Consider the following 18,465-nt stretch of genomic DNA (forward strand, 5'->3'; position numbering starts at 1 on the left):
CAAGGCAAGGAGACCTGAAATGAAGCTGGTTTCATGGAATGTGAACGGACTACGGGCCTGTGTGGGCAAAGGGTTTTTGGACTATTTCAAAGAGACGGATGCGGACATTTTTTGCCTTCAGGAGACGAAGCTCCAGGAAGGGCAGATTGAGCTCGACCTTGGCGGCAATTACGAGCAGTATTGGAATTATGCAGAGAAAAAAGGTTACTCCGGCACCGCGGTCTTCACGCGGATCAAGCCGTTGTCCGTACGTTATGGTATGGAGGAGGACTCCGAGCCGGAGGGGCGGATCATCACGCTGGAATTCGAGGAGTTCTATCTCGTGACGGTATATACGCCTAATGCGAAACGCGATCTTTCCCGTCTGGACTACCGGATGGAGTGGGAAGACCGGTTCCGCGCTTACCTGACGGGGCTGGAAGCGATCAAGCCGGTGGTTGTTTGCGGCGACCTGAACGTCGCTCACATGCCCATCGACATCAAGAACGCAAAGTCGAACGAAGGCAACTCCGGCTACACGCTGGAGGAGCGCGGCAAAATGACGGACCTGCTGGCGTCCGGGTTCACCGATACGTTCCGGTATTTCTATCCGGACCGCGAAGGGGTGTACAGTTGGTGGTCGTACATGCCGAAGATTCGCGAGCGCAACGTCGGTTGGCGGATCGACTATTTTCTCGCCTCCTCCCGGCTGGAGCCGCAGTTGAAGGACGCAGGGATCGACTGCCACATCCTAGGCAGCGACCACTGTCCGGTGTCGTTGACGGTGGAATGGTGAACTAATTCAAGCTAGACGAAGAACGTCCTTATGACCGTATAAGCTGCGGTTTAAGGGCGTTTTTTATTTTTCAGGGAGGGGTGGTTTGAGATATGGACTTTAATCAGGCGCATCAGGCATTTATGGAGAAGCATTTGGCGGGGAGGACGGGAGAGCTAGGGGGAGGGGGTGGCTTAGGGATAGGCGTAAGGTAGAATTTTTGACTTCATTGGTGGTGAATCCGGGGAAATGTTGCATTTTCTGCTGCATTTTCTCGGGATTTTGCAGGGGACGGGTTAAAATGTTGCACTTTTTGCAACATTCCGCTCCCAGGGCTCGCTGCAACGCCGAAATGTTGCAGGTTTTGCAACAATTCATCCGTCGGCTGGGGGAAACTGCGGCATGCAAAGTGTTAGATCGACCCAACACCCAAAAAAATGAGTGATTACTCACTTGACACACCGCCTGCCCCAGGAGTATCTTTATCTCATCAGCAATATGTGAGTAAGTACTCACTTTTAACTATCTCCCCATGGAGGAGTGACTCTAATGAACGATAAAATGGAAGTTTGTGTCCGGACCCGAGAGGTAACTCGAGCCTTCAACGGTAAGGAGGTGCTGCATGGCATCAGCCTCGAAGTCCGACGCAGCGAAATCTTCGGGCTGTTGGGGCCGTCGGGCTCAGGTAAAACGACATTCGTGAAAATGATCGCCGGAATCGACGAAGCGACCCGCGGCGAGGTTGAGGTGCTGGGCACGCCGATGCCGAAGCTGACCATGATGAACCGCATTGGCTACATGGCCCAATCCGATGCGATGTATGCCGAGTTGACGGCCAAGGAAAACTTGGAGTTTTTCGGAGCGTTGTTTGGTCTGCGTGGTGCAAAAATGAAGCGGCGGATCGATGAAGTCATGGCGCTGGTGAATCTGACGGATCACCTCAAACGCCCGGTCGGCGCATATTCCGGTGGGATGAAGCGACGGCTGTCGCTGGCGATCGCACTGATGCACGAACCTGAAGTGCTGATCCTCGACGAACCTACCGTTGGCATCGACCCTGTCCTTCGCAAGTCGATTTGGGACGAATTCGAAAGCCTTAGCCGCCAGGGCACAACGATTCTGGTGACGACCCATGTCATGGACGAAGCCGACAAGTGCCATCGTCTTGGCATGGTGCGTGACGGCAGCCTGATTGCCGTAGGTACGCCGGAAGCACTTAAGCAGGAAACCGGTAGCGTTACGATCGAAGAAGCTTTCCTGTATTACGGAGGTGTTCGCGCATGAGAATCCGGGCTCTGATTGTTCGCATTATTCGCCAATTCATTCACGATAAACGGACAATGGCTTTGTTGATCGTCGCCCCGCTGTTGGTTTTAGCCATGATGTATCTCGTGTTTAACGGCGACGCCTATCAGCCTAAAATCGGTACGGTGCAAGTCCCAGCCGCCCTGGCCGATAAATTGAGCAGTGCGGATGCTGAAGTGACCGCCTTCATGACGGCGGCAGCAGCCGAAGCGGCTCTAGCTGATCAAGAGATCGATGCGATGATCCGCTTCGATCAAGGCGTGCCGAATATCTTACTGGAAGGCAGCGATCCCTCCAAGAACCGGGCAGTTATCATGCTGATCCAAAAAACGCTGCAAGGCCAAGGGGTTCCAGGCGCTTCAAGTATGATGACCCCGGACCAGAACAGCAGTACCGTTGTTGATCCTGGCAGCGCAGCAGCCACGAATCCGGCCACCGGTGCTGCAGCTAATACGGAGGGCGCGGCGCAGCAACGGCCAACGACGCAGACGCCGGTGTTCGAATATTTATACGGAGGGGCAAACATGTCCTCTTTCGACAGCTTAAGCCCCGTGCTCATTGGTTTGTTTGCCTTCTTCTTCGTGTTCTTGATCGCCGGGGTTTCCTTTCTGCGCGAGCGAACGAGCGGCACGTTGGAACGACTGCTCGCCACTCCGTTGCGCCGATGGGAAATCGTCACCGGCTACATGGCCGGCTTCGGTATCTTTACAAGCCTGCAGGCAGTGCTCATCGCCGGATTTACCGTCTATGCGCTCGGCAGCCTCATGGTGGGTTCTTTCGGGTACGTTCTGCTGATTATGCTGCTGCTATCGCTCTCGGCCCTTAGCTTCGGCACGCTGCTTTCGGCTTTCGCAAACTCCGAATTCCAGATGATTCAATTCATTCCGGTCGTCATCGTGCCGCAGGTGTTCTTCTCTGGATTGTTCGACCTGGAGAGCATTTCGCCTTGGCTGCGCTGGATTACACACATTACACCACTGAAGTACGGTGCGGACGCGCTGCGCGGCATCATGATCCGCGGCGAGGGCTGGAGCGGGATCGCACTGGACGTCTATGTGCTGGCCGGGCTATCCCTCGTATTTATGCTGGCCAATGTCCTCGCGTTGCGTAAGCACCGCAAAATATAGTACGCTGGACAAAGAAGCTTACGATACGAAGGGAAAGGGGAGAGGCCTCTATGTCGAATGAGAAAGAGCAGTGGCTGGAGGACTTGATCCGGTTGACGGAAGAAGAGGACACAGAGAAGAAGACGGAGAAGCAGATCAAAATTTTGGAGGCGGCGACGGAGATTTTTGCGGAGAAAGGGTATGCGGCCACCTCCACCAGCGAAATCGCGCAAAAGGCCGGGGTCGCGGAAGGAACGATTTTCCGCCATTACAAGACCAAAAAGGATTTGCTGTTGTCCATCGCCGGGCCGATCGTGATCAAGCTAGTTGCGCCGTTTCTGCTTCGGGATTTTGCCAAAATGCTCGATCTGCCGTACGAGCGGGCGGAGGACTTTTTTCGCGCGTTGGCCAAGGACCGTTTCAAGTTCGTCCGCGAGAATATGCGGATTATCAAAATACTGATTCAGGAGGTCCCGTTTCAGCCAGAGCTGCTGGAGCAGGTGAAAAACCTGGCGTCCGAGATTGTCTTTCAGCGAATCCAGAGAGTTGTTTTACATTTTCAGGAAAAAGGTCAGTTGGTTGAAGCGCCGCCATGGCGGATCGCCAGAACCGGAGCCAGCGTGATGATCGGGATGATTCTGGTGCATGTGCTGATCGTGCCGGATTTCCCTTTTGACGAAGAGGAAGAAATTGAACGCACTTTGGATCTGCTGATGTACGGCATCGCCGGCCGTTCCCAATAAATGTTGTGAATGATAACCCGTTTCAGGCATAGCCTGAGGCGGGTTTTTCCTTGTAAGGCCGTGTTGTAACAATTTCGTAAGGCTTTTCTAAGAATTTCGCAAGCGGTTCGTTCTTGGATGGTTAGCATTGTTCGTTAAGATAAGAGGCGAACGAGTCCAAATGACGAAAGGAAGAGGAACGATGAAGAAAATCGGTGTCATCTTGCTGCTTGGAACTATGCTGACATTAGCGGCTTGCGGGGCCAAGAACAACGACATGAACAAGGAGAACATGAACGATGGGGCCAATGCCTCGACGGAAATGAGCGGTACCGCCGGGAATAGCGAAATGAAGGACGACGGAATGAGCGAGGGCACGATAGGAGAAGAGACGAAGGACGATGGAATGAGCGAGGACATGATGGGTGATGAGATGAAGGACGGCGAGATGAAGGATGGGAATATGACCGATCAGGAGATGACCGACAGCGAGATGGGCAAATAACGGAAGAGGTCGTATCCCAGCTAACAACGCGATATAATGTGATTAATGATACAGGAAGAACTTTCCACAGGCCAGGGGGCAAAATGGGTGAGCGCCAAAATTGTAGTTGCCGACGATGAACAAAATATTACGGATGTCTGCCGCCGTTATCTAGAGCGGGAGGGCTGGACGGTTTGGGTTGCCGCTGACGGGGACGAAGCGCTGCGACATTGGGAGCATCATCATCCCGACTTGTTGGTGCTGGATCTCATGATGCCGAAGCTTGGCGGTCTTGAGGTGTGCGACCGGATTCGGCAGCAGGAGGATACGCCGATCATCATGCTGACGGCCCGCGGCGAGGAAGCCGACCGGCTGTTGGGTCTCACCATGGGAGCGGACGATTATCTGACCAAACCGTTTAGTCCCCGTGAGCTGGTCTTGCGCATCAAGAATATTTTGCGGCGATCCGGCATTCAGGCAGGAGCAACTGCAGCGGCGGAACCCCGGAATATCACCGGCGAAGGGGGAGTAGAGCCAGTAATCGCGTTTGACGGTCTGGAGATTTATCCGCAGGAGCGACGGGTATTGATCAAGGGAGCCGAAGCGGATTTGACGATGAAGGAATTCGATCTGCTGCATCTGCTCGCGAAGTATCCGGGCAAGGTGTTCTCGCGCAGCCAGCTGCTAAACCAGGTGTGGGATGTCGCGTATGACGGCGATACAACGACGGTGACCGTTCATATCCGGCGGCTGCGGGAAAAAATCGAAGCCAACCCTTCTGCCCCGGACTGGATCAAAACGGTGTGGGGCATTGGCTACAAGCTCGAAGCAAGGGGGCAGGAGCGATGAAGCTGCGGTCCTACCTCCTGCTGGCCAACCTGGTCAGCATCGCGATGATCATTCTGCTGCTGCTGGCGTTTTATCGATATATGCTGCTGAATAGGGAGCAATTTGTCTGGCTGACGATCGCTTCGATCGGCGCGGGTTTGGTATCGGCGCTGCTGCACTTCGTGTTGGTACGGCCGCTGGAAGCCTCGGTTAAGCGGATCGGCGAAGGGGCAAGACGTATTGCTGAAGGCGATTTGAAGGCACGGGTCGAGTATACCGGGTTGAAGGAGTTCCGCCAGTTGGCCGATCAGTTCAACCACATGGGGGACAGCCTCGAGGCCAGCTTCAATCGAGTTTCGGCGGCGGAGGCTGCACAACGCGAATTGGTCGCCAACATGGCTCATGACTTGAGAACGCCGCTCGCTTCGGTTCAGTCCTACGTGGAAGCGCTGGAGGACGATGTCATACAGGATGAGGCCGCCTTCCGCCGATACTTGACCACCATTCGGACGGAGACGGTACGGCTTGGGGAGCTGATCCAGGATTTATTGGAGTTGTCGACGCTGGAGTCGGCAAGACTGGAAGCGGAGGAGCTTCAGCTCTCGATCGCGGAGGACGTCCTCGTCGAGCTGCTGCCGCGTTTCGCCAAGCCTAGCGAAGCGAAGTCGCTGCAGTTGGCGGTGCAGTTGCCCGATCGGCCCCTAAAGCTCCGAATGGCGCCCCGGCACCTAGAACGAGTGCTGCAAAACCTGCTGGAAAATGCCGTAAGGCATTCTCCCCAAGGCGGGACGATTACGTGCTCGGCGATGGAGATCTCCGGCAGCCAAGAAGGTAAGAGGGTGCGGTTTACAATTACGGATCAAGGTGCGGGCGTCCCTCCTGAAGAGAGGGTTCGGATCTTCGAACGGTTTTACCGCTCCGATCGTTCCCGCAGCCGGGATAGCGGAGGCGCCGGCCTGGGGCTGTCTATCGCCAAGCGGCTGGTGGAACAATATGGCGGAGAGATCGGCGTGGATGAAGCGGAGTCGGGGGGCAGTGCGTTTTGGTTCACGGTGCTGGAGGCCGGCGATGGCAGGCATGCCGAGGCGGATTCAACGAATTGAGGAGGCGGTGGAGCAATGAAGGGTATCCTGGAAGGCCTGCGTAAGGGTTTTGGCAAAAAACTCGTCGCCCTGCATGCCTGGAACGGCTGGATCGTCGTGATTCTGGCCCTGACAGGGCTGCTGCTGGTCGGCGGGTTTTGGCGCGGTTTGCTGGGCGAGGGTCGGGTTTGGCTGAAATGGCTGCATATCGCGGTAGGCATCGCCTCGATCCTCCCGGTCTTGTATTACCTGCTGTTAGCGGGGAAGCACTGGAAGCAGTTGCGTCAGAAGCCCTGGCAGCGATTTAACGTGATTATGGTCCTCGCATTGCTGTTGGGCTGGTTTGGCTCGGGCGTGCTGCTGTGGCAGTTCAAGGCGGTGGGGCCAAGGGTGTCCAATGCGGCGCTGACCGTGCATGACTTATTGACCTGGATCGGGTTGCCGTATATCATCTACCATTCCTTAACCCGGACAAAATGGCTGAAGGAACCAGCTAGACGGTCGATTCAGCCTGAAGTGCGTTCTGCCGCCGCTGGCAAAGAGGCGGAGACAGGAGCCAAACAACCTCAAGGGCCAACATCTCCCCAACCGGTCTACACCCGCCGAGCTTTTATCCGCGGGGCGATCGGCGTCGGGCTGGCGGTAACGGTCGGACCAACCTTTCTCAAATGGCTGGGCAGCTCTCTCGGCAGCATCGGCGGCACGAGTACCGTCGACCGGCTGCTAGAGGAGAATGCCAATCGGCTAGTTCCGAATCCGGTGCCGCTGCCGGCCTCCGCGCAGGTTGTTGGCGGCGGGGCGCAGGGACATTTTCGCGTCTATACAGTGACGGATATCCCGTCCTTCTCCAATGAGAACTGGTCGTTTACGATCGACGGTTTGGTGAACAATAAGTTCAAGTGGGGGTGGGAGGATTTTCTCAAGCTGGAGCGTACGGTGCAGGTCAGCGACTTTCACTGCGTCACAGGCTGGTCGGTGTACAAGAATACTTGGGAAGGGATCCCGCTGCGTGTTCTGCTCAAGAAAGCCGGCGTGAAACCGGGCGCCCAAACGGTGAAGTTCTATTCGGGGGACGGCGTGTACACCGATACCCTCACTTTGGAACAGGCGGACCTAGAAGATGTCATGGTAGCGGTGATGCACGATGGTAAGCCGATTCCGAGCGACTTGGGGGGGCCCGTAAGGCTGATCGTTCCTAAAATGTACGCCTACAAGTCGGTGAAGTGGCTGACGCGAATCGAGCTGATCGAAGGCGAGCATGTCGGATATTGGGAGCAGCGCGGCTATTCCAATGATGCGTGGGTTGGACTGAGCTGATAGATCGTATAGTAAAAAGAAGCCGGATACTCCTTTCAGGGGGCCGGCTTTAATTGATTTCATTTATCCGTTCCCTTCTTTTGAGGATTATCCCGTTGCATCAGGCAACAGCCTCACTCTCGATCCCCCCAATTCTGAACGAAAGGGATAATCGTGCAAAGGAGGTGTGAGAAGATACTACCCACTCTGTTATTGACCATCATTATCAATGATACGGAGGAAATGGCCGAACTGATAGCCCCGCGATGCGGGGTTGTTTTTGTGTGATTCAACAAATTTTAGACCCGGCGCTTTATGTTCCGGCTACGGACGGCTACAATAACAGAAAAGAGAGCAAGCGATAAGGAGTGCAAGAGCCATGAACATCCAGGAACTAAGGGAGCACCGCCAATACCCGGACAATATCGGACATGAAAATAACCGTGCCACCTTCGAACGCGATTATTCGCGGTTAATCCATTCCCCAACCTTCCGCCGGCTGCAAGGGAAGTCGCAAGTGTTTGGGGCCGGTACGGGCGATTACTATCGGACCCGACTGACCCATTCGCTGGAGGTCGCGCAAATCGCCCGGGAAGCAGCGCGAAGCCTGCTGCGCGCGTATCCGGAGCTAGCGGTCGATCGAGCCCGGCACCCGGGCTTGGTCATCGATCCGGAGGTGGTGGAATGCGCCGCGATTTGCCATGATTTCGGGCACCCTCCGTTTGGGCACAAGGGCGAAGAGGTGCTGGACCAAATTCTGGAGAAGCTGATCGAGGAGAAGGTACGGACGGCCTTGAAAGGCAAACAACCAACTCCGGGGGAAGAGCAGCAGACCCGGGAGGCGCTCCGGCGAAAATACGAGCATTTCGAAGGCAACGCCCACAATTTCCGGCTGATGATGTTCCTGGAGAAGCGGGAAAACATCGACGGTCTGAATTTATCCGATGCGGTGCTGCTCGGAACGAATAAATATCCGTATCCCGGTACGATCAACAAGAAGGGACTTTATCTGCATGAATGGGAGTACATCTCCTCCATCCGCGACCGATGGGGCATTCCGGAGGGCAAGAAGACGTTTGAAGCGCAGTTGATGGACCTTTGCGACGATATCGCCTATTCGGCCCATGATCTTGAAGACGGCATCAAGGCGGGGAAAATCGAGGTGCACGAGCATTTTCTCAAGGATTCGAATATCCAGCGGCTGATCGTCGAGAAGATCATGACTTTGGAAGATTCGTTTTGGGCGGGGTGGATGCCGGACAAGGTTCAGGTCAAGGTGGCCGAGGTTTTGGACGATTTCCTACGTATATGGAAGGCCAAAATGCCGATTTGCGATCAGGACTATTCCCGCACGCGCCGGGAGGTGAAGGCCTATTGGGTCAGCTTGTTCGTCGGCAGTCTAGGCGTGGTCGAAGACGGGGATTGGCAGAAGGTCACGTTCGTCAAGGAGGGGCAAGAGGACAAGGACATGCTGCGGACGGTGAGCGTGCTAAAAAGCTTTGCCTGGGTCACGATGATCCGCGATTTGCGGGTACAGCGGCTGCAAAAGCGCAGCGCTTGGGTGATTAAGCGGCTGTGGGACGCTTTCGTCGATCCGGAGACGAGCAAATCGATCATTCCCGGCGACTGGCTGCGGCGGTTCGACCGAGACCAGGCAAAGGCCAAGCCGATCTGGACTTGGGAGCATATGATCATCGATTATATTGCCGGCATGACCGACGCCTACGCGGAAAAAATCTACAACGAGCTGTACGGGCTGAAGGTCGGCACGATTTACGATATGGATTAAGCGACAAAAAACGGACCGGTATTGACCGGTCCGTTTCACTTTTGAAAGAAGTTACAGCGGCGGGTTGGTGTGGCATTTGCGGCACACCGGGAAATACGACTCGTTGCCGCCGATTTGGATCTGCTCGCCGGTGTAAACGGGTTTTCCGTTCTCCACACGCAAGTTCATCGTTGCCTTGCGCGCGCAGAACCAGCAGATGGTTTTCATTTCCTCGATTTTATCCGCATAAATGAGCAGCAGGCGACTGCCTTCGAACAGCTGGTTCTGGAAGTCGTTCTTCAGCCCGAAGGCCATAACCGGAATGTTAAGTTCGTCAACGATCCGGACCAACTGCTTGATGCTTTCCTCGCCGAGAAATTGACATTCGTCCACCAATACGCAGTACAGGCGCGGCGTATGATTTTTGACGATATCAAACAGGTTCGTATCCGGGAAAATAGGAATGGCCTCCCGGCGCAATCCGATCCGTGAAGACACAAAGCCTACTTCATCGCGATTATCGATCGCCGAAGTAAAGAGCAATACCGGCTTGTTCTGTTCTTCATAATTATGAGCTACTTTCAAAATTTCGATAGACTTGCCGCTGTTCATTGCTCCGTATTTGTAAAATAATTGTGCCAAACGATGACGTCCCCTTCTGTTAGTTCTATCGCAACCATGATGCTCTTTATTCTAGCATATTTCGGTTCGGTTGTTGGATAGGCAAGCGCGAATTTTGGAGGAAATCATCGCTTGGCAAATCTTACAGGGCTGCTTCCGCCGCCCGGCTTTGAGCTCTGCGGATTTGCATCGCCATGACCGCAGCCACGAAGCATACGAATCCGGCGATCACGAACGCTTGGGAGTAGCTTCCCAGCCAATCGCGCAGGACCCCCGCGCCGTACGCGGCCGTGGAGGCACCGATCTGGTGGGCGACGACCACCCATCCGAAGATCATGCCGGATCTCTCTTTCCCGAATGTTTCGCCCGCCAGTTTGGCGGTCGGCGGAACGGTAGCGATCCAGTCGAGGCCGTAGAAGACGGAAAACACGACGAGCATAGCGGGAGAAGCCGAGTTCAGCGCGAACGGCAGGAACAGTAAGGAGAGCCCGCGCAGGCCGTAGTACCAGAATAGCAGCTTACGGCTGTCGAAACGGTCCGACAACCAGCCGGAAATCGTAGTGCCAAACAAATCGAAGACGCCCATCATCGCGAGAAGTCCGGCGGCGGCAACTTCCAGCATGCCGTGATCGCCGCAGGCGGCGATCAAATGCGTGCCGATGAGGCCGTTGGTCGAAAAGCCGCAGAAAAAGAAGGTGCCGGCAAGCAGCCAAAACGTCGGGTGTTTCATCGCCAGTCGCAAATTTTGCAACGGCGCGATCAAGATGTTGCCCCGGAAGGGCTCCGGTTTGATGACCTCGGTCGAACCATAGGGGGCGGCGCCAACCTCGTACGGGTGATTGCGCATCCAGATCGTGACGGCAACCAGGACGACGACAATGCTGGCGACGGCAACATACACGGCGTAGCGCCAGCCGAGGTCCGATGTCAGTTTGGCGAACAAGGGCAGAAACAGCAATTGGCCGGTCGCCGCACTTGCGGTGAGCAGTCCGATAATTAGACCTTTTCGCTTGACGAACCATTGGTTGCTGACCGTGACGCCCAAGACGTTAGCCATCATCCCGGTGGACAAGCCCGACACGACGCCCCAGAGCAGTTCAAATTGCCATAAAGCATGGATGAACGGAGTGACAGCCAGGCTTAACCCAAGCACAGACAATGAGCAGATGATCACTTTGCGGAAGCCAAAGCGCAGCAGCAGGGAAGCCGAGAAGGGACCGACCAGGCCGTACAGAAGGATGCCGATGGAGATGACGCTCGAGATGCTGCCCCGGCTCCAGCCGAATTCATCCTGAAACGGGAGAAGCAGCACGCTCGGCAAGGAGCGAATGCCTGCCGAGACGAGCAAGGTGATAAACGTAAGCAGGACGATAATCCAGCCGTAATAGAAACGTGATTTTGGCCTGATTTCAGGCGAAGCGTTCATTTCATTCATCGTAGGTTTCTCCTCTATTTATAATTTTGTTTGTACACACAAATGTTTTGAGTAAGGAACGGAATTACCGTTCCAATTGCTCGCTAGCCTGTTCTTGCTGCGACGTAAGCAAGTCGGCCAATTCTTCTCCAAGAACGGCCACATAGGAGGCTTTCAGTTTTTTCGAAGCTGCGCGAAGGGAGGGCTCAAGGGAACGGCCTTTATCGGTAGGGTAAACCAGCACGGTTTTCCCTTGGACTTGGCGTTCTACAAGCCCCTTCGCCTGTAGCTTGTCAATAAAACGCGTCAACGTAGACGGCGTGATGTACAGCTTCTCGGACAGCTCCTTTTGCGTAATACCGGGTTTGACGATGACCAGACGGATCAGATAGCCGTAGGCGGGAGCCAAACCCGTCGTCGCAAACGCTTCGTCGGCGATCCGGGTGATCGCTCGGCTCAGACGGTTGGTGGTAAAGTACATGCAGCTATGCAGGAAAGCGTCGTCGGCTTCGGCAGCGGCGGCTGTGTTTTTTGATTCGTTTGCCATTGGTAAAGCCTCCTTTTGAGGATCACTTATCAGAATTTATATTTTGTATGTACAACGAATATATAAAATTGGAGATCTATTGTCAATCCCTTAATAGGCGGACGAATGAGAAAAATTCCACCTTGGGGTTATTCGTTGCAGCAGGGGCCCTAGATGAAGCTGACCAAAGCTTACCGGGCTCCAGCCTATAGGTGTATAATGGGGATGGGGAAAATGCCCAATGAAGGGAGAGGTGGATATGTCCGTCTTTACGGAGAAATCGCTGCCTAGAAAAAGCCTGAAGGAGCTGGGAATCTCAGCTCGGAACGCGAATGACTTTTTAACATACTTGAAAGCGCATTCTATCGAACTGCATAGCTTGATGTTGGTACGGCATGGGCATGTTGCGGCGGAGGGCTGGTGGGCACCTTACGGGCCGGATCTGCCGCATATGTTATTTTCCCTTAGCAAAAGCTTTACCTCCACGGCAATCGGTATGGCCGTACAGGAAGGCAAGCTGAATGTGGAAGATCCGGTCGTCTCTTTCTTCCCGGAGGACGTGCCGAAGGAAATATCGCCGAATCTAGCTGCGATGCAGATCAAGCATCTACTGATGATGGGCACGGGCCACGCCTTCGATACGATGGATCCGCTCGCCAGAGCGAAAGACGGAAACTGGGTGAGGGCATTCTTGGAACAACCCGTTGAGCATCAGCCGGGAACGTTCTTCCTGTATAACACGGGAGCCACCTACATGCTGTCCGCCATCCTGCAGAATGTCACCGGGGAAACGCTGCTTCAATATTTGCAGCCCCGCCTGTTCGAGCCGCTTGGCATCGCCAATCCGACATGGGAGAGCTGTCCACGCGGCATCAATACCGGCGGATTCGGACTCAAGGTAACCACCGAGGATATCGCCAAATTCGGTCAACTTTACTTGCAGAAAGGCCTGTGGGGCGAGCGGAGGCTATTGGAGGAAAGCTGGATTGACGCCGCGACCTCCAAGCAAATCTCTAACGGAGATGGCGGAGACAGCGATTGGGCGCAGGGCTACGGCTACCAATTCTGGCGCTGCCGGCACGGGGTTTATCGGGGGGACGGGGCGTTTGGGCAATATTGTATCGTTCTGCCGGAGCAAGAGGCGGTTCTCGCTATGACGTCCGGCACCAACGATCTGCAAGGTGTATTGAACGGAGTATGGGAGCATCTGCTTAAAGCTTTTGACAAGGGCGAGGGGAGCCTGGCCGACGAGGATGCGGCGGCGGAGAAAGATCTGCAGCATGTACTGGAAGGGCTTTATATAGAGCCGCCTCGAATCGAGCCCGGCTCTGTGCGGGAGGCTGAGCTCGGCAACAGCAATCGTTGCCTGCTGGAACCTAACTCCCTGGACCTGCAAAGCACGCGAATCGAAATTCATGGAGATACGGCCGTGCTGGATATCCAAGACAAACGCGGAGAGCACCGGGTTGAACTCGGTCGGCAGTCTTGGCGACTAGGGCGGACGACGTTGTTCGAGGAGGAGGAGCAGATTGCGGCTTCCTTCACCTGGAAGTCGTCGGACACGCTGCTGCTTAGCATCCAGCGGATTGAGACGCCGTTTCGCTTAAGTATCGAAATCGAATTCCTGGAGGAAGGCATTGAAATTCGCAGCCAGTTCAACGTTTCCTTCGGGGAACCGACCTCGGCACCGATTCGGGGGCATCTAGAGTAAAGGCCGGGTCTCTTTATCTTGCGCTACGCTCGGCTAACAGGCGGTTCACCAAATCACTCATGCCTTCCCATGAGTCCCTCATGAGGAATTGCTCCTGGATTGGCGCATTCCACGGACGGGGGATGCCGATGGTTAATCTTCCGGCTTCTTTGGCAGGGAGCAGATTATGTGGACCGTCATCGATCAGCAGGTCGAAGTCCAGCAGCGTTTTCCGCTTGGCAACGAAGAAATTCTCGAACGGAATAAACGGCATCCAGCGCTGCAGCCAGTTCCATTTCTCCGGAACCGATGACGGTCTGGCGGCCGTAACGATGATTACATCGTGGTCCTTTGCGATCTTGCGCATCTCCTCTACGGTATGCTCATCAAAGATCTCCAGCTCTTCATATAAGCCGGGGCGCCCAAAGAAGAGGTCTTCATTGCATTCGGGATGCCAAATCCCCGTCATGTCGAAGCTGATCATTTGGTCCATGGTCAACTGGCGGTCAGGGAACTGCAAATTGTGATAGTGGATCGCCTTTGGCACGAGGTGGCAGATGGTATCATCCATGTCGATGGCTACGATGTGTTTGCGCATAAATGGGTAATCTCCTGATTGAAGTTGGATTGAAATTCATGACTTCTTCTAAGATATCAGAAAAGTGCGGCTTTGGGGTATAGGAGACTCCATGAAAAAAGACCCGGCTCCGTTGATCGCGGTGCCGGGTCTTTGGCGTATATAGTCGCAGGAGCGGGCTAACCCTTGACTTCATCCCGCCAGAAATGGACGGGCTGCCATCCGAGCAGCTGTTTCGCCTTCTCGTTGCTGAGCAGCGTTTCGTGAGCCTCGAGCGGTGCTCGGAAGTCGCCCACGCCTGGATAACGGGCAGCCATCAGATCCCGGCTGCGAATCGCCATGCTGGAGTCGTCCGCGGCGATGTTCAGCGCTACTGCGCCAAGGCCCTCCGCTTCGACGGCTAGCCGGCAGGCGGTCGCCGCATCGCGCGTGTCGATATAACTCCACAAGATGCGTTCCCGTTCGGCCGGGTCGTGGATGAAGGACGGAAACGACGCATAACGTTCCGGCGGAATCACATTGCCCAGCCGTAGGGATACGATCTGCATATCCGATCGGCGGTGGAACATGTCCGCCGTTAGCTCGTTCACCACCTTGGACAAGCCATAGCTGTCCTCGGGGAGCTGCGGGTGCGCTTCGTCCACCGGTACATACTTAGGGGCGGGCGGATGAATCGCAAAGACGATGCCGTAAGAGGATTCGCTTGATGCGATCACTGCTTTTCGGATGCCAAGCCCCTCTGCAGCTTGCAAAATGTTATACGTGGACATGACATTATTGCGGAAGGTGATCTCCGGCGTGCGGATATGCGCGGCCGGAATCGCAGCCAGATGTACGACCGCGTCCGCGCCGGTAAGTGCACTGTAACATTCGCCAAGTTGCTCCAGATCGACGATCAACGTCGGACAAACCGGATCTTCCGAAGGCCGAACGTCCACATTCAGCACCTCGTAACCGCGCTCGACGAATTCACGTACGACGTAGCGCCCCAGCATGCCGCTCCCGCCGGTAACGACGACTTTAGCCATAGTTGCCTCGTCTCCTTAGTTCAAAATTTCTTCGATTCGTGTCAGCACATCTTCGCTAAGCTTGATACCGGAAGCTTTGGCGTTTTCGGTTACTTGCTCCGGACGGCTAGCCCCAACAAGCGCGCTTGCGACGTTGCTTTGACGCAGGATCCAAGCCAGGGCGAGGTTCCCCACGCTGATGCCAAGCTCGGCGGCAATGCCTTCCAACTGCTTCACCTTTGCGATGTTTTCTTCCGTAATCCCCTTGCGAACCCAATCCAGCTTGGCCGCGCGGCTGTCCTGCGGAATGTTGTTGGCCGACGTGTATTTGCCGGTTAACAAGCCTTGAGCCAGCGGGGAGAAGACGACTTGCCCGATGCCGGAGCGTTCGCTGACCGGGATCACTTCCTTCTCGATATAACGGTTAAACATGTTATAAACCGGTTGATTGACCACGATGCGATCCAACAGATAACGATCCGCTAAACCAACCGCTTCCGCAATCTGCGAAGCTTGCCATTCGCTGACGCCGGCATACAGGATTTTGCCTTGGCGGATCAGGTCATCGATGGTGCGCAGCGTTTCGTAAAGCGGTGTCTCCGGGTCGTGGCGGTGGCAGTAAAAGATATCGATATAGTCATGGCCCAGCCGCTTCAAGCTCGCGTGTACCTGCTCCATGACATGCTTTCGCGACAAGCCGCGGTCGTTGGGACCTTCTCCCATTGGCCAGAACGCTTTCGTCGCCAGCACGTAGGATTCCCGTGGATAAGCTTTCAGCGCTTTGCCCACCAGCTCCTCTGCTGCCCCTTTTTCATATACATTGGCCGTATCGAAGAAGTTAATCCCCAGATCGTAGGCCGTTTTGATGGATTTCTCGGCATTTTCACGTTCGACGTACCCGCCGTAGGTTAGCCAACTACCCAAGCTGATTTCGCTTACCTTAAGGCCGCTTCCACCTAGTCTTCTATATTCCATGATTTATCATCCTCCTGATCATTTGTGTTGTAACCATTTTCATTCTATTAAAGTTCATATACAATTTAAAGAAGTGAAAACTCTTTCACTTAATTATATCCATGATACTTGCTATACATAATATAGCTATATCCAAGAGGAGGTTTGCCGGATGACTACAGTCCGCAAAGCAAGCAATTATATTCCGAAAACGCCGGTGCATATCGAATGCAATATCGAAAAAACCCTGGATGTGCTCGGAGGGAAATGGGCGTTTCTTGTCATACGTGAGCTATTTGGCGGTACCCTTCGCTTCGGAGAACTGCAACGCCGAATTCCTCAGGTTAGTCCGCGCGCATTAACGAGTACATTGCGCCATTTGGAGGAGAAGGGAGTGTTGGAGCGGACGGTTTTCCCGACCGTTCCCGTGACGGTTGAATACTCGCTCACGCCGAAGGGCATGGATCTTCACGTCATTTGCCATGAAATGAAGGTTTGGGCCGCGCGGTGGACCTAACGAGTCTGGGGCGGGGAGCCATGCTTAGACTGATCGGCAAAAGCATCCGCGATTTTCGCAAGTACTCCGCCAAGCTCTTGCTTTTTCAATTGCTCTATATGCTTGTTACGAGCATCGTTGTCCTCCCAGTCACCACGCTGCTGTTCAACCGTATTCTTCGGGTGGTTGGATCCGGATCCTTGCTCAACGGGGAAGTGTACCGGATCGGGCTAAGTTATAAAGGATTAACTGGATTGATTCTCATAGGGCTTGTCGCTTCCTTTACGCTGCTGATCGAATTGCTAGTGCTGATCGTTCTCATTCAGCAGCGCTTTTTCGGAAAGGAGATTGCCCTATCGGATGCGGTGCTGACCGTGTTGCGCAAGACGCCTAAGCTGCTCGGGTTCGGGGTGTTCCAACTGCTGCTGCTCTTGCTGCTTCTGATTCCGTTCATTGATTCACCGCTGACGGCCTCGTTTTACGCGTTGTTTAACGTTCCGATCTTCTTGAACAATCAGGTGCTGGACGCCTCTTTTACCATGACCGCCGCTTATATCGTGCTGCTTGCAGGGCTGTTGTATACCTTGCTCCGGTGGATCTTCGTCCTGCATTGCATCGTGCTGGAGGATATGAATCTGCGGCAGGCGGTTCGCCAGAGCCATGCCCTGACGCAAGGCCGGCGTTGGCGGTTGTTTGGTTCGCTCCTTCTGTTTAATGGTTCGATCCTCGCGGTCACCTATACGGTGGTGTCCGCTCTTGGACACATCCCTTCTTGGTTGGATCTCGATGTGCTCGCGCTCGTGTCCCAGCACTATTCGCTGACGATCTCAACCGTGCTGGCTTACTTGTTGGAGCTTCTGCTGTTGCCGATCAACCTTTTCGTGCTGACGAGACTTTATTACGCATTCGGCCGTTTAAATTGGATTCGGGCAAGAGACCAGCTTCAGGTCAGCCATAGCAGGATAGGCCGCGTAGAAATGCGGATCATCGCTTGGTGGAGAGCGTTGAAGTGGAAGAGGACGGTTTATGTCTTGGGTGCTGCCGTCTATATCACCCTGGCTGTGGTCATCGGTTCGCGGGCGAATGATAGTCTGGTGTACGCCAAATGGAACGTTCAGATTGCGGTGCATCGCGGAGATACGTCGTATGCCCCGGAGAATTCGCTGCCCGCTCTACTCTCTGCGATGGATAAAGGCATCCAGGTCGCCGAGTTGGATGTGCAGATGACCAAGGACGGAGTGGCCGTGTTAAACCATGATTCCGATTTGAGAAGGATGGCTGGGGTACGGAAGCGGATCGCCGATATGACCTCCGCGGAGGTGAGTCAGTTATCTATCGGTAGGGACGAGAATGGATACCCGGTACAAATCCCTTTGCTGTCCAGCGTGCTCGCCGAGACGCAGGGCAAGATCAAGTTGCTGCTGGATCTGAAGCCGAATGGCTCTTCCAGCGAAGCACTGGCGGAAGAGGTCGTTCACCTTATCAAGGAAGCCGGAATGGAGGAAGAGGTGAGGGTGCAGTCGTTCGATGGGGTCGCGCTCGGCCGAATTCGAGAGCTGGCCCCGGAGATCAAGATCGGGAGAATTCTCTTCTTTGCACTTGGAGACCTATCGGTGCTCGACGTCGATTTCTATACGATCGAGCAGGTCATGCTGACGGACTTCCTGCTCAATAAAGCCCACGCCGATGGTCGCGAGGTATGGGTCTGGACCGTTAATACCCGACGGGATATGAAGGAAGTCCTCAAGTACCCCATCGATGGCATGATCACCGATGCTCCCGAGACGGCGCAGTCTTTGGTGGAGGTAGATTTGTAAAACGCCATCGGTGAAACC

At 54.7% G+C, this 18,465-nt stretch carries 18 protein-coding genes; 12 read left to right on the forward strand and 6 right to left on the reverse strand.

Going from position 1 to position 18,465, the window contains the following annotated elements; all coding sequences use genetic code 11:
• Positions 1-19: 19 nt before the first annotated feature.
• The 9 genes from KJS42_RS18990 (at position 20) to KJS42_RS19030 (ending at position 9,366) form a co-directional block, all read left to right on the forward strand.
• Entirely contained in the window at positions 20-775 is a 756-nt protein-coding gene (locus tag KJS42_RS18990) for an exodeoxyribonuclease III (RefSeq protein WP_213623804.1), read from the forward strand.
• 528 nt (positions 776-1,303) lie between these two features.
• Positions 1,304-2,038, forward strand: coding sequence for an ABC transporter ATP-binding protein (locus KJS42_RS18995; protein ID WP_155606723.1), 735 nt, complete (start codon positions 1,304-1,306; stop codon positions 2,036-2,038).
• Positions 2,035-3,186 carry an ABC transporter permease gene (locus tag KJS42_RS19000; RefSeq protein WP_213623805.1) on the forward strand — a complete coding sequence of 384 codons (1,152 nt, stop codon included), beginning with the start codon at positions 2,035-2,037 and terminating at the stop codon, positions 3,184-3,186. The genes KJS42_RS18995 and KJS42_RS19000 overlap by 4 nt, the downstream gene beginning before the upstream one ends.
• Positions 3,187-3,236: 50 nt before the next feature.
• Entirely contained in the window at positions 3,237-3,908 is a 672-nt protein-coding gene (locus KJS42_RS19005) for a TetR/AcrR family transcriptional regulator (RefSeq protein ID WP_155606721.1), read from the forward strand.
• Positions 3,909-4,089: 181 nt separating this feature from the next.
• Positions 4,090-4,392: a hypothetical protein gene (locus tag KJS42_RS19010; RefSeq protein ID WP_213623806.1), complete on the forward strand. Its 303-nt coding sequence runs from the start codon at positions 4,090-4,092 to the stop codon at positions 4,390-4,392.
• Between the two features lie 87 nt (positions 4,393-4,479).
• Positions 4,480-5,220, forward strand: coding sequence for a response regulator transcription factor (locus tag KJS42_RS19015; RefSeq protein WP_193415781.1), 741 nt, complete (start codon positions 4,480-4,482; stop codon positions 5,218-5,220).
• Positions 5,217-6,302 carry a sensor histidine kinase gene (locus tag KJS42_RS19020; RefSeq protein WP_155606718.1) on the forward strand — a complete coding sequence of 362 codons (1,086 nt, stop codon included), beginning with the start codon at positions 5,217-5,219 and terminating at the stop codon, positions 6,300-6,302. Before KJS42_RS19015 ends, KJS42_RS19020 begins: the two co-directional genes overlap by 4 nt.
• Positions 6,303-6,317: 15 nt before the next feature.
• Positions 6,318-7,598 carry a molybdopterin-dependent oxidoreductase gene (locus KJS42_RS19025; protein WP_213623807.1) on the forward strand — a complete coding sequence of 427 codons (1,281 nt, stop codon included), beginning with the start codon at positions 6,318-6,320 and terminating at the stop codon, positions 7,596-7,598.
• A gap of 358 nt (positions 7,599-7,956) precedes the next feature.
• The gene (locus KJS42_RS19030) at positions 7,957-9,366 is read left to right on the forward strand and encodes a deoxyguanosinetriphosphate triphosphohydrolase family protein (protein WP_155606716.1); all 1,410 of its coding nucleotides are present in this window, start codon (positions 7,957-7,959) and stop codon (positions 9,364-9,366) included.
• Between the two features lie 51 nt (positions 9,367-9,417).
• On the opposite strand, the gene KJS42_RS19035 is transcribed toward KJS42_RS19030, so the two are convergent.
• The 3 genes from KJS42_RS19035 to KJS42_RS19045 form a co-directional block, all read right to left on the reverse strand.
• Entirely contained in the window at positions 9,418-9,987 is a 570-nt protein-coding gene (locus tag KJS42_RS19035) for a thymidine kinase (protein ID WP_213623808.1), read from the reverse strand.
• 121 nt (positions 9,988-10,108) lie between these two features.
• Complete coding sequence (locus KJS42_RS19040; RefSeq protein WP_306433141.1) at positions 10,109-11,401, reverse strand: MFS transporter; 1,293 nt, start codon at positions 11,399-11,401, stop codon at positions 10,109-10,111.
• Positions 11,402-11,465: 64 nt separating this feature from the next.
• Positions 11,466-11,927, reverse strand: coding sequence for a MarR family winged helix-turn-helix transcriptional regulator (locus KJS42_RS19045; protein ID WP_193415773.1), 462 nt, complete (start codon positions 11,925-11,927; stop codon positions 11,466-11,468).
• Positions 11,928-12,165: 238 nt separating this feature from the next.
• Between KJS42_RS19045 and KJS42_RS19050 the strand changes: the two genes are divergently transcribed.
• A complete protein-coding gene (locus KJS42_RS19050; protein ID WP_213623809.1) occupies positions 12,166-13,617 on the forward strand; it encodes a serine hydrolase domain-containing protein in 1,452 nt (483 codons plus the stop codon).
• A 13-nt stretch (positions 13,618-13,630) separates the two neighbouring features.
• Here the strand turns inward: KJS42_RS19050 and KJS42_RS19055 are convergent, their stop codons facing one another.
• The 3 genes from KJS42_RS19055 to KJS42_RS19065 form a co-directional block, all read right to left on the reverse strand.
• Positions 13,631-14,194, reverse strand: coding sequence for a 5' nucleotidase, NT5C type (locus KJS42_RS19055; protein WP_213623810.1), 564 nt, complete (start codon positions 14,192-14,194; stop codon positions 13,631-13,633).
• A 158-nt stretch (positions 14,195-14,352) separates the two neighbouring features.
• On the reverse strand, positions 14,353-15,201 hold the full coding sequence (locus tag KJS42_RS19060) for an NAD-dependent epimerase/dehydratase family protein (RefSeq protein ID WP_193415770.1): 849 nt from the start codon (positions 15,199-15,201) through the stop codon (positions 14,353-14,355).
• Between the two features lie 15 nt (positions 15,202-15,216).
• Complete coding sequence (locus KJS42_RS19065) at positions 15,217-16,155, reverse strand: aldo/keto reductase family protein (RefSeq protein WP_155606710.1); 939 nt, start codon at positions 16,153-16,155, stop codon at positions 15,217-15,219.
• A 151-nt stretch (positions 16,156-16,306) separates the two neighbouring features.
• On the opposite strand from KJS42_RS19065, the gene KJS42_RS19070 reads away from it, so the two are divergent.
• Both KJS42_RS19070 and KJS42_RS19075 read left to right on the forward strand, forming a co-directional pair.
• Positions 16,307-16,651 (forward strand): winged helix-turn-helix transcriptional regulator, encoded by a 345-nt coding sequence (locus KJS42_RS19070; protein ID WP_155606709.1) that lies wholly within the window; start codon positions 16,307-16,309, stop codon positions 16,649-16,651.
• A gap of 20 nt (positions 16,652-16,671) precedes the next feature.
• Positions 16,672-18,447: a glycerophosphodiester phosphodiesterase gene (locus KJS42_RS19075; RefSeq protein ID WP_213623811.1), complete on the forward strand. Its 1,776-nt coding sequence runs from the start codon at positions 16,672-16,674 to the stop codon at positions 18,445-18,447.
• Positions 18,448-18,465 lie beyond the last annotated feature (18 nt).

This window comes from Paenibacillus sp. J53TS2, from assembly GCF_018403305.1.
Classification (GTDB): Bacteria; Bacillota; Bacilli; order Paenibacillales; family Paenibacillaceae; genus Fontibacillus; species Fontibacillus rhizolycopersici.